Source organism: Moorena sp. SIO3I8, assembly GCF_010692325.1.
Taxonomy (GTDB): domain Bacteria; phylum Cyanobacteriota; class Cyanobacteriia; order Cyanobacteriales; family Coleofasciculaceae; genus Moorena.
Window position 1 is genome coordinate 129,382 of record NZ_JAAHHW010000018.1, and the last position, 14,702, is coordinate 144,083.

Sequence of the window (14,702 nt, forward strand, 5' to 3'; positions counted from 1 at the left end):
TTACTGAAATTATTAATGTAATTTTGAATGTACTTTTGTCTGTTGGATAATTTCCCCTCTGGAAGATATCTCGAAAGGATTTGCTAATTGTTGAGGTATAACGGTGAGCATGAGAGCTGCTACAGTTCGCAGACTGAAATTTTGACTCAAGGCACGAAAAAGATAGGGGCGTGCTTCTGCTAACCGTCCATCCCGTATCAGTCCAATACCCAGAGTTGTGTTCGCTTGTGCTAATTTCTGGGTAAAGTAACTCCGATGCTTTTGTAATTGAGCATCTGCTAAAAAGTGTTCGTAGCAAAAAATACCGGATTTGCCTTTGCGGATCTGAGCCTTGGCGTTTCCACTCCCACTGATATGGGTTTCAGATAACTCATGCACGCGGTATCGAGTCAGTCTTTCTGGATAGTAGTACGCGCCATCACCACTGCGGCAAGCTAGATAGGTTAGGTAGTAATCCCAATAGACCCCCACTGACAACAGTTCATCCCAATTAACCTTGTCCCTGCGAATCAAAGCAGAGGATGCAGGAGACACTGCTTGGTCTACTAGTCCGATAGTACAGAACGGCTGGTATACCTTTGCTTTAAGTTGGTCACGCTTCCAAAGCCGGGTATGTTCTTCAGTAGTTGCATAATTAATTACGCCATCTGCGTCGATAATATAATGGTCGCAAAAAGCTACAACTACATTTGGATTCGCTTCTAGGGGAGGAACTAGCTTTTCTAAAAAGTCTGGATTCCACAGGTCATCGTCATTGAGACTTGCTACATATTTTCCCTGAGCTTGTTTAAATGCGCCAGCAACATTGGGACCATTTCCTAGATTCTTTGAGTTCCGACGGAATCGGATCCGAGCATCTTGAAAGGACTCAATCATAGCTTGCGGATTCTCAGGGCTACAATCGTCAGAAACGATAATTTCAAGATTTTTGTAGGTCTGCTGGAGTACGCTTTCAACTGCTTGCTTGAGGTATATCAAGCGGTTATAGGTGGGGATGATAACACTGACTAGCGGCTCTTGCGCTTCTTGATGGTTTGACATATCCTTGTTATCTTGCCTCTGGTTGTAATAAGGAATTAATTACTGTGCAAATGAAATTGGAGGAGCGACATCTAGTGGCACATCATAAATTTGAAAACTGTCTAAGGATATGTCAGCATTGGGATCTTCAATCCAGTACAAAGGTACCCGTCCATAAAAAGCAGCCCACATGTTATAGGTACTTGGGGGACCTATGATATAGTCACACTGAGCAAGTGAGTACATATCTTCTACAATGTGGTTGTTGGCAAAAGCGAAATCTAATTTTGAGAATTTCTCTCTGTCCTGGGGCACATTTGAACATATTAAAAATTTGACTTTTTTTCCATTGAAAAGAGCTTCTGTTTTTTTCATCAAACTGACATATTCATCAGTAGTATAGAGATATTTTGCTCCTAGCAATTTTTTATAATCCCCCTGTCTAATGTGAACCCCAACCAGAATGTCACAGGATTTTTTTAGGTTACTTACGAGTTGGTTTATCGTTTGAGTATGTTGCTGTATTGGCGTAAAAAACTTCCTTATTGTTTCTGCATACTTCAAAAAGAGTACAGAATTTCTAAACCAATATCCATGAATAAATACTAAGTTTTTTTCACTAAAAAACTTGGCAAGTTTATCATTAAAAATTACAGCTTTGTGTACTCCAGTATCTCTTAAAATATTTATATTGGAGAACTTCAAATCTGTATAATCTTTAACCAATAAGCGGGTTGAATGGTAAACGAATCTATGAAAATTTCTTTTCAGTTTAAGACTATTGCCTTTAAGAACTGATTTTTGGGCAGGGTATCGACAAAAAAAATCGTTATGGGTTCCCTCAAAAAAAACTGCATATTCATCAAAGGCAGGATTTATGACTTTGAAGTTGTATTCCAATGCAAAAGCCATAAAGTTGGCAAATAGCATCATTCTATTGCCTAATTGACCTGTTTTTCTAACAATTACGAACATGTTAATACTCCGATAATATTGACAAGCAATCAATGATAGTTACTACTAGAGTTGGACATTGATAATTGCTACTAGCTAGTCTTAATTTGTTTGACCAACTTCATGCTGCATCTTGTGATATTTCCAAAGTTTACCGCGCTTTTCGAGTAACTCTTGATACTTTCCTTGCTCCACAATTCGCCCCTGTTCGAGAACGACTACCTTATCAGCTTTGGCAATGGTCGATAAGCGATGGGCAATGGTAATTACTGTCCGTCCTACAGCAAGTTTTTCTAAGGACTCCTGAATCAGGCGCTCAGACACAGAATCTAAGGCACTAGTTGCCTCATCTAAGATCAGAATCTCTGGTGCTCGCAGTAAAGCACGAGCAATTGCCAGCCGTTGACGTTGACCTCCAGATAATCGAACTCCCCGATCACCCAGTTGCGTGTCAAAACCTTCAGGCAAATCTAGGATGAAGTCTAATGCATTGGCAAGTTTTGCGGCTTCTCGAATTGCCAGGTCATCTGCCTGTTCTGAACCATAAGCAATGTTATTGCGAACAGAGGTGTTGAAAATAAATGTATCCTGACTAACAATAGCTAGTTTACGACGCACAGAGTTGATGTCAAACTCTTGTAAGTCAGTGCCATCAATGATAATTTTACCTGCGGTTGGGTCATAAAATCGGGGAATTAAGTCAGCAAGGGTTGTTTTACCTGAACCAGAAGCACCGACCAGGGCTGTTGTCTCTCCTTTGTTGATAGTTAAGGTAATATCGTGCAGTACTAGGTTAGAGGGATCGTAACCAAAATCCACCGAAGCAAACTCAATGGCTCGCTGCAATCCTGAAAATTGCACGTTACCATTCTGCAAGTATGGTTTGTTGTCAGTTCTCAGCAGCTCTTTAATGTTATTCATTGGTCCGGTGAATTCCCCAAGACGCCCTCTGGCATTATTAATCAGACGTATAATCGGGATCAGACGAAACAAAACAAACAAGAAGGTGAGTAATGAAGCTGCCTGCATCTGTCCATTAGGAACGAAGATGGTAAATGCTACAATAATCATGCCGATCAGAATTGTGGTGGCTAAGCTTTCCCCAATCGGTTCTATGGCATACCCAAATGATGCAGATTTGATAGTGATGTTTGCAACGTTTTCGCTAGCGTTATAGAATCGTCTACGCTCAAATTCTTGACTTGCAAATGCCTTAACTGTGCGAATGCCATTGATAAACTCTACAGCAACTGATGTAAAGTTACTGCCTGCCTTTGAAACATCAAAACTTGTCTCTCGCACCCTTTTAACCAAGTTAGAAAGACCAACACTCATCAGGCTAAAGAGCATTAATGAGGCAATGGAAAGTTGCCAAGAAAGCAAGAACATTGATGTGACATAGACAACTAGAAGAGAAACTCTAGTCAACATAAAAGCTGTCACATCAAAAGCTTGATTAATTTTTTCTAGTTCGGTAGTTAGACTGTAAACTAGCGCTCCAGAACGACTATGAGAAAAGTAACCCAAACTCAGCCGTTGAAGTTGCTCAAATAGCTTCTTGCGCAGCCTATCTAACAAATTCATCTGAGTTATCATGCTGTACCTGCGTCCACCAAACATAAAGGCTGAACGGAACCAGGTTGTGATCAGAATTAGAGCAGATATCCGGTAAATTCTATCATTGAACGGTCTATTTACTCCAAGTACCGATATATCGAACCAGTTAATACCTGTCTGAATTGGGGTAGCATTAGGGTCGGTTAGATTTTGTAAAAAATTTAGGATAAACCCTAATCCAAATCCTTCAAATAGTGAAGCAAGTATCGTTAAAACAATAGCAAAAAAAGCAGCTTGTTTAAGGAATTTAAATTCCCTTAATATGAAGTGGTTGTCTTGCCACAATTTAGTTGATTTTGTAAATCTGATTACAGAATCAATAAGCTTTATTTCAGCAATTCTATATAGAATACTCACTGGTTTTATTTAGACCTATTTTGATGGGGGGTATGCTTAACTTAAACAAGTTTAGCTAAAAAAACTAAGATCACTCTCCACCATTTCCGCGACAATATCAGGAAATTTATTTTTACTCTTCCAATTCAGCTCATCCCGAATTTTCCAGCTATCCCCACAAAGGGGCACTGTTTCGGTTGGACGATAAAACCTCTGATCAACTTCCACAAAATCTTGATAATCAAGACCAACGTTACTACAAGCACAATCTACTAATTCACGAACGGAGTGATTCACTCCGGAAGCAATCACATAATTCTCTGGAGCTTTGATTTATAGCGAGAAACCAGGTTTTAAGGCTCTTGGTGCGTAATTCCTGCTTCTAAGACAGTGCGTTCGCGTAGCGTATCCTACGGATAATCGCTTATTTTATGCAACGCTAATCCATCAACAACGTCTTATACTAGTCTGTTAATAGGTAATGGATAATGGGGAATTGCGCTCTCCTCGTAGTGTTTCAAAGCAGCAATAGTCTTTTTCTCAATTACCAATTCCCAATTACCCGTTAACCATTACCCGTTACCCATTACCCAAAGGGCGACTAACTATCTCTCTAATCCATTACTAAAAATGGGATTAGACCATATCATTACTAGGGATTACCAGTGGTAACAACCTGACGAATAAAAGCAGTATCAGCGGATTGAGTACAAGAGGTGACAGGCATGATACCTAGTGCCTGAAGGTCAGCATTAACCATGATTTCAACCAGTTGTTTAAAGCTCACTGAAGGTTGCCAACCTAGTATGGTATTAGCCTTGGTGGCATCACCTAACAACAGGTCTACTTCAGCAGGTCGAAAGTACCGTGGATCGATTTCAACGTATTGCTGCCAATCCAAATTCACTAAGCCAAAGGCAATATCGAGAAACTCCCGAATTGATTGAGTTTGACCGGTAGCAACAACATAGTCATCGGGTTCGTCTTGTTGCAGCATTAGCCACATAGCGCGAACATAATCCTTGGCATAGCCCCAGTCCCGTCTGGCATCGAGATTGCCCAGGTAAAGTTTCTTCTGCTGACCAGCTACAATGCGCGCCAAAGCACGGGTAATTTTGCGAGTGACAAAGGTTTCGCCGCGCCGGGGACTTTCGTGGTTAAACAAAATACCATTACAGGCGAATAGCCCATAGGATTCGCGATAGTTAATCGTTTGCCAGTGGGCGTAAACTTTTGCACAGGCATAAGGGCTACGGGGATAAAACGGTGTAGTTTCAGACTGAGGGACAGCCTGCACTAGCCCAAACATTTCAGAAGAGCCAGCCTGGTAAAAGCGTACCTGAGAGCCAATCCGCTGTTGATAGTGCCGTACCGCTTCCAACAAACGCAGGGTTCCCATACCTGTGGCATCGACGGTGTATTCTGGTGAATCAAAGCTGACCCGCACATGGGACTGAGCTCCGAGGTTGTACACCTCTATCGGCTGCACGTCTTCTAGAATGCGTTGTAGTGTCAAGCCATCAGTGAGGTCTCCGTAATGGAGAAATAACCGTGTCTGGGGATTGTGGGGGTCTTGGTAGATGTGGTCGATACGATCTGTGTTGAAGGTAGAGGTGCGTCGGATAATGCCATGGACTTCGTACCCTTTTTCCAGCAGCAGTTCCGCTAGATAAGACCCATCTTGACCGGTAATGCCAGTGATTAATGCTCGTTTAATGTCTGTCACGATTCCTCACGACTCTGATTAGAGTAATTAGTTTGCTAATGTACGGGATGAACACAAAGGCAAATCAAAATTGAAAATTGCAATTAATAACTTAATAAGTTAGGAAGTTATTAACTTTACAGGGAGTAGGGAGTAGGGAGTAGGGAGTAGGGAGTAGGGAATATGGCATCAAAAATTCTCACAATTCCTACAGGGATTGCTATTACAGCACTGGAGTACTTTGAGAATCGAACACATGCGATCGCATATCTTCTTGGTGAAGCCTGATCATTCCTGGCAACAACCTCAGCTGTCGCCGCTCCTCCTGGGTCATCCGAATCACCTCATCCAGTTTCCAAGGACGTGGTCCGACTAAACTCATCTCACCCCTTAGTACATTCACTAACTGCGGTAGTCCATCCAGACAATATTGACGCAGCCACTTTCCAAAATGTGTCATCTTAGACGTGACTTTGCCTTTGTGTATAGCTTCAGTGCGAAATTTAATCACTTGGAACAGCTTACCCCGTTCTCCAGCCAGCAATTGCCGAGAAAAGACTGGTCCTGGTGAAAAAATCGCTATCAGCAACATCAATCCCAGGAGCACTGGACTCAGAATCAGTAGCAATAGAGCAGCTAAACTCGAATCCATCACCCGCCTTAGTCGAGATCGGAATAGTTTTTCCCTACTAGACAATTCTGAGTTGAACGGTACCCTTAGAACAGCTTTCTTCTTCGCTTGCTCACAGGCATTGGTCCAAACTTTTAACCCTGTTTCACCCAGATTGGGGTCGATACAAACCAGCCCTACCGACGAGCGTTGCAAGCAATTACTTAACCAGGACTGACTTTGCAATGGAGGTAAATAATGCTGTTCATTTTTTTTGATAGGGAGTACCCACAACTGTTTCTGTCGCCACTTGAGCTTGCAGGGAGGCAAAGAACTGAGTGCTTCTGGCTCATCATCGATATCTAGGATTGAGATTTTGGAGGTTGTTAGTATGATTCTGGAAGTCGTCATCAATAGTTACTCCATTTCACGAAAATCAAAAGTCAAAGGTTAGATAGTCTCAGGTTTAATACGTATCATTCTCAGGTGTTCGTTAATTGAAACTTGAAACTTGTTAATGAGCAAGTTTCAATTAGCAATTAACCAAAAAATTCAACGAGACTTGACATGATTGCTTAACTGACGCTCTAGTTGTGGAGACACTGGAAGATCAGATACAGGCTGCTTTGGTTCAATAGCACCATGGCTGTTTCGCGAACCATAGTAAGCGTAGTTCTGATTAGAACTCTTGACCCCGTTAGCAATGATTCCAATCAGGTTTAAATTCCTGAGTATAGCAGTAGCCTGGGTGAGTTGAGATTGAGTAACTCGCTCTAGGCGTCCTACCATCAGCACACCTTGGCACAAAGATGCTGCTTGGAGTGCATCCACCATACCTAACACTGGGGGAGTATCCAGCAACACCAGATCATAGGTCTGCTGAAACTCTGCCATTAAGTTCTTCATCCGTTTAGAACCCAACAGCTTAACTGGGTCAATTGGGGTTGGTCCAGCAGTCAAAACATCAATGGTTGACCCCAAAGGTGAGATACTAACTGGGCTGGGTGTAGCAGTATCATCTTCCAATAAAGTAGAAAGTCCTTCCTGATTGGAGAGGCCAAGTTGTTGGTGCAACCTCGGACGGCGCATATCTACATCAATTAGCAGTACTCGTCGATGTAAACGAGCAGCACTCAAGGCTAAACCCAACGCCAGAGTTGACTTGCCCTCACCAGACAGCGCTGACGTAACCATCAGGGATTTCCACTCAGAACCAGAATTGAGCAACTGGATATTCACATAAATCATGTCCAGTGCTTCCTGAAATGGTCGCCATCCCAACAGTTCCATCATCGGAAGTGCTTTCTCGGACTGGCTCAAGCTAAGATTCAGAACAGGTTTACTGATTTTACCCTCTGGCAATTCTGGAATCATACCTAGCAAGGGTAGAGCCACTTGATTTTTCAGATCATCAGAGGTATGAATTCCATCATCCATGGCTTCCCGCACAAAGGCAGCCACACCACCGAGAAATAACCCAACCACTGCACCCAATAATAGGTCTTGGGTCATATTAGGACCGGTCTTCGAGCCCGGTAAAGGTGCTTCTACAACTTGCCAGTTAAATCCCCCCCGAGCCAATTCGATGCTTAACTCCTGCCGTGCTTGTAGTAGCTGCTGCAGAGTATTTTGTTGAATGGCTACTTGCGGTTGTAGACGATTGTACTGAGCAATCAGGGCTGGAAATTCCCTGAGTTGGATACGGATTTCCTCCTCTGTTTTGGCCAGGGCTTGATCACGAGTTTGTAGACTCACTAGATTAATTTGCGAGGTGATCAGTTCGTTGACCAGATTGATATCAACACCACCGAGCTGTCCTTCTGTCAGGAGGTTACTTCCAGTGGTAACCAGTTGAGTCGGAACTTGCCCTAAAACCCGTCTAGTCTCTTCCTGCAAGAGCGCAAACACACTCTGACGCTGTTCAATTAATTTTTGAATACTAGGATGAGCTTCAGTATAAATCCGACTTTGCTCCACCAAAGCCAGTTCTATTCTTTGGATTTCATTGAGCAAATTTTGATAGCGCCCAGATTGACTCAAGCGGGACGATGTCAAGGCATTTTGCGGTGAACGAGCCAGTTTTTGCTGAACAGCCTGGTAGCGAGTTTGAGTTTCCATGTACTGAGCGCGGATGGCTCGGCGCTCCTGTTCAATCCCATTCAGAGTTTGACTGACAGCTAGAGCTTGTTGTGAGGGATCAATCAGGTTTTTGCTCTTGCGAAACTGCTCTAGCCGTTGCTCAGCTTGCTCAAGATTATTACGAGCTGTTGGCAACTGCTGATTGATAAAAGCAAGACCTTTATTCAACCGCATTTCCTGCTGCTCTAGGTTGTAATCTTGATAAACCTTTTGAATAGCTTGCAGTACTTTTTGAGTTTTAATCCGGTCATTGCTGGTGTAGACCGCTTGAAATACCTTAGTTTCGGTTTTACCCTGCAGTACTTGAGCTAATCTTAAGGAGCCTCTAATATCACCGACTGTGATATCTGGGTAGTCATCACGAAGCAAATCCACTGCTCGTTGAATCAATTCAGAACTACGCATCAGCTGTAACTGAGTAGCATAATCGATATCAACAGTGGACTCAGTAAACTGACTCTCGATTCCTCGTGTTTTATCTATATAATTAGGCTCCACCAACAGCTGTAGAGAGCTGATATAAGTCGGCTCTTTCTTCAGAGTGAGATAGAAGGCAATCGGCAAGCTTGTCAACAGTACACTTATAATCCACAAGCGTCTGCGCCACAAAACTGCCAACAGTTGGCCATACCCTGCATCTGTTTCAGCTGCTCCGTTTAAATCAAGTTCCTTCATGGGATTTTAGATTAATGATTGACAAGTTTGGATTGGATGTTAAATTGACATCAAGTCGAGTGAATCAAGTCTAAACTAGTCCCGGGATGATTAGTAATCGGTTGAGATAAAATCCGGTTAATCACGTTGTTAATATTCCCTAGGGTTTTATCATTTTTTTCAAAATAGTTAATTTTAAATTAACCATTAACCCTTGAAAAATTGCCATTGAAATATGACTAATTTCTGGTCAGTAAAATTATCCAGGATACCTGCAACAAATTTTACCGACCTTTTGGGAATGGTAAATTAGGACTTGGAGCCTGATTACCCATTACCCATTACCCATTACCAATGAACCGACAATCATAGGTTGCATCCCTTTTAGAGAAAGGGTATAAAAAGAAGTAGTCAACCGGACATGATATTATCTATTACCCATCAGCAGTCACCCGAGCAGGACTATATTGATTAGTCCACCAGATTGGATCTGATGATTTTGGAGTATCGACCAGTATAAATCCAAAGAAATCAACGAAAAAATCCAAAATCCAAAATCTAAAATCTAAAATCAGTCCAGCCACTATCCTGTCACGTAGCTAAAGTGGGAACCTTGGTTGAATGGGGAAAGGAATAGCTCAAATTAACAGGCTGCCCGCTGACGGTTTTATCAATAATTTGCCCAACTTTGTTAAAGAAAACGTCTTCAGTGAAATGACTCAGGGCATGGTCTCGGATTTTGGCATAATTCCAGGGAATTTCCCTAGCCTCAAGTAGTGCAGCTTGGAGTGCTTCCGGTGTTTGCCGTTGAAAAAACACCCCTGTCGTCCCTGGTATCTGAGTATCCAAAACACCACCTGCACCGTAGGCAATTACTGGGGTACCACTGGCGTTGGCTTCGATTGGCACTAAACCGTAATCTTCTAAAGCCGCCACGATCACCCCACGAGCTTTTGCCATCAAATGACAACGCTGTTTATCGCTGACGTATCCCAAGAATCGAATATTGTCCAAAGCTTTAGATTCTAGACGCTCTCGCTCTGGACCATCACCAGATACTAATAAGGGCCAGCCTAGCCAATTAAACGCCTCGATAATCAGATCGATACGCTTGTAACCCAGTAAACGAGATGATACTAGGTAAAAGTCTTCCTTTTGGTCGGAAAACACAAATTTATGGCTATTAATTGGATAGTTGACCGTCATGGCTGGCTTACCATAGATATTCTGGATACGCCGAGCGACAGTGGTCGAGTTAGCAATGTAAATGTCCGGCTCCTGGGCATAGTCCAGGTCTACTTTTCTGATCAATTGGAAGACTTTATCAATTACAGGAGAAAACGCTCTATATTCTCCATACTCCTTGAGGTAAGTTTGCGTATCCCACAAAAAACGGGTGACATTGTGGCAAAAGCAAACATGCTTGGCTCCTAATTTTTTCTTGACCGCCTTTGCGAAGCTTGAACAACTACTGATAATCAAATCGTAATTTTCTAAATCCAAGGCTCGAAAAGCTGGATAGTAAAACGGAGCCAAGAGTCTGAAGTATTTCGTTGACCCTGGAATGTTCTGAAGTCCGGTGGTATGCACTAGGCGCTCACCTAGGTCAATGGTGTTCTGGGCATCATACAAGGATGTGAACACATCAGCACTAGGGAAGCGCTTACAAAGCAGTTCAAATACCCGTTCTGCTCCACCCTTTTGCGTTAGATAATCATGAACTAGGGCAACTTTCATGCTTGTTTAATAGAAAACCTATTGCTAGAGAATACTCTAATCTATTTACCATTATATTTAATTTGTATCCGGAATTTTACCAAGATATTTTTGAGCCTAAACGGCTCCATTATTTTTCGACAACAAGATAAAAATTGTTTTGATAATGAGCTTAAGGTCATACATTAAGCTCCAGTTTCTTTGGTAGCGTAAATCCAGTTTAATTATATCTGCAAAATCCCGAACTTGCGATCGCCCATGCACCTGCCACTCTCCAGTCATTCCCGGTTTAACATTCAACCGTTGCCACTCGGGAACCTCATAGATTTCCACTTCCTTAGGTACCGGTGGTCTAGTACCTACCAAACTCATTTCACCTTTAATGACATTCCAGAACTGAGGTAGTTCATCCAAACTAGTTTTCCGCAAAAACCGACCCACCCTGGTGATTCTAGGGTCATTTTCGTTTTTGAATATCTTGGCATCCTTAGCTTGATTTTGAACGCTATCTTTCTGGGCTTCAGCATCAGTATACATCGAGCGGAATTTCCAGATCCGAAATCTTTTACCCATCCAACCACAGCGAATTTGACTAAAGAAGATTGGGCCAGGACTGTCGAGTTTAATCGCGATCGCAATGGGAATAAATAATATGGCAGTAATTCCTAAACCTACTATTCCCCCCACTATGTCTAAGCATCGCTTACTCCAAGAGCTTGTAGATGGGTGAGTTGTGGGTAACTGAGCCTTTGACCAATTGACAGCTATTGTTGTCAGGTTATATGAGGGGTCTAGAATTAATTTTTTGTCTAGCCCAGTCATGACCAACACAGCCATAACTGGAGGAGTTATACCCCTTAGTATTAGTGAGACCCCGTTTTCCTGAGTGATTTTGTGATTCCTGACTAAGGCACCAATTCCGCTACTATCGATAAACCCTGTCTGACTCAAGTCAGCAATGATAAGCTTAGGACAATAAGGTTTTTGGAGAAGCTGATCACAGGTTTCTTTAAATTCTATTGCTTCGAGTCTGCTCAGGCGGATCGGTAACTGGACTACAGCAGCTTCATTGATAAACCCTGCCTGGGAAGAAGTCTTTAACCTTGACTGCATCATGATATAATAGGAATTATAATGTCGATTAAATCGTCATTTTTTAGAGAGTATATTTTAACTATGTAGGAATTGTGTATAAAGTTTCGCAATCCTATGAACACCCTAGGTTTTTACCGTACATAGACCTACGGATCCTCTGCCCTTGATTCAGGCAATGTCAGAATTTTTATTACTCTTTGAATTTTGGTTTGAGGGTTATAGTAAGGTTTTAGGTTTTAATTATTGATTCCTAATGCCTTGGTTAAGGGTGCCTAGTATAGAAAAGCCTAGTTTAGCCCTCAATTAAATTTTTACGGAGTAATAGGTATATTTAAAATCGTCTTAAATTAACCTGTGGTAAACAAAAAATGGATACAAATTACCCATTTATAATTTTATCTCGTTACCATATAAGTAACCATTTAGTATTACTCATTTATGAGCAGTGACGTTGGTCAATTAGTGTTCTGTGTAATCCCGGATGAATGACTAATACAACTTTCACGAGTTTTTCATAAAATCCTGACAGAGCTAAAAATTTTTGATGAATTTTTCTTGAAGACGGTAAATATACCGGGTGCATCTCATATTTGTAAAAAAGATGGGAAGTGTGGGAAGTGTGGGAAGTGTGGGAAGTGTGGGAAGTGTGGGGCGGGGGCGCGGGGCGGGGGCGCGGGAAGTGTGGGAATTTTCGCCGGAATTTTTGCCTAATTGCAAAACTGAGATGCACCCTTTCTAGGGGATTACCGGATTTGATATCAGTTCTGATTCTGAGATCCCAAAAACTGTTGGCACAGATTGTTGTGGTCGGCAGAGTAGACTTTTGGCAACCTGGAGCATACAGATTCCAGTATTGTCGAAGGATTTCTGATAGTAAATCATTGCCTGAATTTGGTGAATCAGTGCCAAACCGGTAAACTGAACTACTCGTTTAAGCCAGTTGGGACGAGCCGACTCAATCCCGGGAAAAGCGGTAAGATAGGCTTGGGTTAGAGCAGCGATGGAGGGTTGAAGCACTTCCAAAGGAGTACACAGCCCTATATCCAATAGATATGAGGAAATCGTTTCAGATGATAGTGGTTGCACAATTATAACTATTTTGTGAACTATAACGCGGGCATTATGGTCTCACAAGAATGAAAGTTCTTTCCATTGTCTTGATGCAGTCGCTAATGGGGGAAACCCCCAAGACCGCGCTGCATCGCTACCAAAAATCCCGATCTACTTTCTTCCCTCTTGCTAGCATGCCTATTGCCTATTGCCAATACCCAAGCGCGACTATGTTCACAACTCAAATAAAAATGCTATAGCTAACTGACATTTTGTGTCACAATTGCATCTGATCTAGTAAACATAGTATTGGCAGCTGCTATGAGCGAAACCATCTTTAGCAAGATTATCCGCCGAGAAATTCCAGCGGATATTGTTTATGAAGACGATTTAGCCCTTGCCTTCAAGGATATTAACCCTCAGGCACCAGTTCATATTCTGGTAATTCCCAAGAAGCCCATTCCTCAACTGGCAGCAGCTCAGTCTGAAGATCAAGCCCTGATGGGACACCTGCTCTTAACTGCTAAGCAAGTTGCTGAGCAAGCCGGTTTGACCAATGGCTATCGACTGGTGATTAATAATGGTGCTGATGGTGGTCAAACGGTTGATCACCTGCATTTGCACATTTTGGGTCAACGCCAAATGAAGTGGCCTCCTGGCTGAGGTTTTTTTTAATGCTCAGTGTTGAGTGCTTAGTCGTAAGTAGGTTTCTAAGTTAGGAGTTACGGAAAGAACCAGGCTCAGGCTCTATATTTCAGGCTCTATATATATAGGCGTTCGATGGAGGGCCTCTAGTTTTATGCGATCGCTATCTTGTATGCGATCGCTATTTTGGTTTACCTATTCTTCCTATATCACATTCATATTTATTTGTCAATACTTACGTAATATAAGTCTTACTTATTTACATTATTTAATAAGCTGAGGGTAAATTACTCTCAAACCCCTTTACAAAACTAAATATATTGCTTAATATAAATACATGAAGGCGCACACAAGCCGGACGAACCTCGAAAAGTTCATATTCATACCCGCAATCATAAGAACATGACTACTGTATTACAGCAGAGCAACACCTCTGTGTGGTCTCAGTTCTGCAATTGGGTCACCTCCACCAACAACCGCCTCTATGTAGGCTGGTTCGGTGTCTTAATGATCCCAACCCTGCTAGCTGCTACCACCTGCTTCATCATTGCTTTCATCGCTGCTCCTCCTGTGGACATCGATGGTATCCGCGAGCCCGTTGCTGGTTCCTTGATGTACGGAAACAACATCATCTCTGGTGCTGTTGTTCCTTCTTCTAACGCCATTGGCTTACACTTCTACCCAATCTGGGAAGCTGCTTCCCTAGATGAGTGGCTCTACAACGGTGGTCCTTACCAGCTAGTAGTGTTCCACTTCCTGATTGGTGTATTTGCCTACATGGGTCGTGAGTGGGAACTAAGCTACCGCTTAGGTATGCGTCCTTGGATCTGCGTAGCTTACAGCGCACCTGTTGCAGCTGCTAGCGCCGTGTTCCTAATCTACCCAATCGGACAAGGTTCTTTCTCCGATGGTATGCCTCTAGGTATCAGCGGAACCTTCAACTTCATGTTCGTGTTCCAAGCTGAGCACAACATCCTAATGCACCCCTTCCACATGCTAGGTGTAGCTGGTGTATTCGGTGGTTCCTTGTTCTCTGCAATGCACGGTTCTTTGGTAACCTCCTCCTTAGTACGTGAGACTACTGAAACTGAGTCTCAGAACTATGGTTACAAGTTCGGTCAAGAGGAAGAAACTTACAACATCGTTGCAGCTCACGGCTAC

13 protein-coding genes are annotated in these 14,702 nt (G+C 42.5%); 3 read left to right on the forward strand and 10 right to left on the reverse strand.

The window, feature by feature from the left end:
- Positions 1–12: 12 nt before the first annotated feature.
- The 9 genes from F6K51_RS10105 to F6K51_RS10145 form a co-directional block, all read right to left on the reverse strand.
- On the reverse strand, positions 13–1,041 hold the full coding sequence (locus tag F6K51_RS10105; protein WP_293020013.1) for a glycosyltransferase family 2 protein: 1,029 nt from the start codon (positions 1,039–1,041) through the stop codon (positions 13–15).
- 39 nt (positions 1,042–1,080) lie between these two features.
- On the reverse strand, positions 1,081–1,995 hold the full coding sequence (locus F6K51_RS10110) for an alpha-1,2-fucosyltransferase (protein WP_293020014.1): 915 nt from the start codon (positions 1,993–1,995) through the stop codon (positions 1,081–1,083).
- An 81-nt stretch (positions 1,996–2,076) separates the two neighbouring features.
- Positions 2,077–3,948: a heterocyst formation ABC transporter subunit HepA gene (gene hepA, locus F6K51_RS10115; RefSeq protein WP_293020015.1), complete on the reverse strand. Its 1,872-nt coding sequence runs from the start codon at positions 3,946–3,948 to the stop codon at positions 2,077–2,079.
- A gap of 51 nt (positions 3,949–3,999) precedes the next feature.
- Complete coding sequence (locus F6K51_RS10120; protein ID WP_293020034.1) at positions 4,000–4,260, reverse strand: GDP-mannose 4,6-dehydratase; 261 nt, start codon at positions 4,258–4,260, stop codon at positions 4,000–4,002.
- 319 nt (positions 4,261–4,579) lie between these two features.
- On the reverse strand, positions 4,580–5,653 hold the full coding sequence (gmd, locus tag F6K51_RS10125) for a GDP-mannose 4,6-dehydratase (RefSeq protein ID WP_293020016.1): 1,074 nt from the start codon (positions 5,651–5,653) through the stop codon (positions 4,580–4,582).
- Between the two features lie 202 nt (positions 5,654–5,855).
- The gene (gene hepC / locus F6K51_RS10130; RefSeq protein ID WP_293020017.1) at positions 5,856–6,653 is read right to left on the reverse strand and encodes a heterocyst development glycosyltransferase HepC; all 798 of its coding nucleotides are present in this window, start codon (positions 6,651–6,653) and stop codon (positions 5,856–5,858) included.
- A gap of 141 nt (positions 6,654–6,794) precedes the next feature.
- The gene (locus tag F6K51_RS10135; protein WP_293020019.1) at positions 6,795–9,056 is read right to left on the reverse strand and encodes a polysaccharide biosynthesis tyrosine autokinase; all 2,262 of its coding nucleotides are present in this window, start codon (positions 9,054–9,056) and stop codon (positions 6,795–6,797) included.
- Between the two features lie 570 nt (positions 9,057–9,626).
- On the reverse strand, positions 9,627–10,772 hold the full coding sequence (locus F6K51_RS10140; RefSeq protein ID WP_293020021.1) for a glycosyltransferase: 1,146 nt from the start codon (positions 10,770–10,772) through the stop codon (positions 9,627–9,629).
- Positions 10,773–10,868: 96 nt separating this feature from the next.
- Positions 10,869–11,864, reverse strand: coding sequence for a sugar transferase (locus tag F6K51_RS10145; protein WP_293020036.1), 996 nt, complete (start codon positions 11,862–11,864; stop codon positions 10,869–10,871).
- A gap of 583 nt (positions 11,865–12,447) precedes the next feature.
- On the opposite strand from F6K51_RS10145, the gene F6K51_RS10150 reads away from it, so the two are divergent.
- On the forward strand, positions 12,448–12,585 hold the full coding sequence (locus F6K51_RS10150) for a hypothetical protein (protein WP_293020023.1): 138 nt from the start codon (positions 12,448–12,450) through the stop codon (positions 12,583–12,585).
- Here the strand turns inward: F6K51_RS10150 and F6K51_RS10155 are convergent.
- Positions 12,582–12,932 carry a hypothetical protein gene (locus F6K51_RS10155; protein WP_293020025.1) on the reverse strand — a complete coding sequence of 117 codons (351 nt, stop codon included), beginning with the start codon at positions 12,930–12,932 and terminating at the stop codon, positions 12,582–12,584. The two genes, F6K51_RS10150 and F6K51_RS10155, sit on opposite strands and share 4 nt — an antisense overlap.
- 285 nt (positions 12,933–13,217) lie before the next feature.
- Here F6K51_RS10155 and F6K51_RS10160 point away from each other — a divergent pair, with 285 nt between their 5' ends.
- Together F6K51_RS10160 and F6K51_RS10165 are read left to right on the forward strand one after the other, a co-directional pair.
- A complete protein-coding gene (locus tag F6K51_RS10160; RefSeq protein WP_075902343.1) occupies positions 13,218–13,559 on the forward strand; it encodes a histidine triad nucleotide-binding protein in 342 nt (113 codons plus the stop codon).
- Between the two features lie 384 nt (positions 13,560–13,943).
- A partial coding sequence (locus F6K51_RS10165; protein ID WP_293020028.1) for a Photosystem Q(B) protein 1 occupies positions 13,944–14,702 on the forward strand: 759 nt, incomplete at its 3' end.

Coding starts and splice junctions, on each gene's coding strand:
- F6K51_RS10110 (WP_293020014.1), bottom strand. CDS start 1,995: ATGTTCGTAATTGTTAGAAAAACAGGTCAATTAGGCAATAGAATGATG.
- F6K51_RS10150 (WP_293020023.1), top strand. CDS start 12,448: ATGGGAAGTGTGGGAAGTGTGGGAAGTGTGGGAAGTGTGGGAAGTGTG.
- F6K51_RS10160 (WP_075902343.1), top strand. CDS start 13,218: ATGAGCGAAACCATCTTTAGCAAGATTATCCGCCGAGAAATTCCAGCG.
- F6K51_RS10140 (WP_293020021.1), bottom strand. CDS start 10,772: ATGAAAGTTGCCCTAGTTCATGATTATCTAACGCAAAAGGGTGGAGCA.
- F6K51_RS10145 (WP_293020036.1), bottom strand. CDS start 11,864: ATGCAGTCAAGGTTAAAGACTTCTTCCCAGGCAGGGTTTATCAATGAA.
- hepC (WP_293020017.1), bottom strand. CDS start 6,653: ATGACGACTTCCAGAATCATACTAACAACCTCCAAAATCTCAATCCTA.
- F6K51_RS10135 (WP_293020019.1), bottom strand. CDS start 9,056: ATGAAGGAACTTGATTTAAACGGAGCAGCTGAAACAGATGCAGGGTAT.
- F6K51_RS10105 (WP_293020013.1), bottom strand. CDS start 1,041: ATGTCAAACCATCAAGAAGCGCAAGAGCCGCTAGTCAGTGTTATCATC.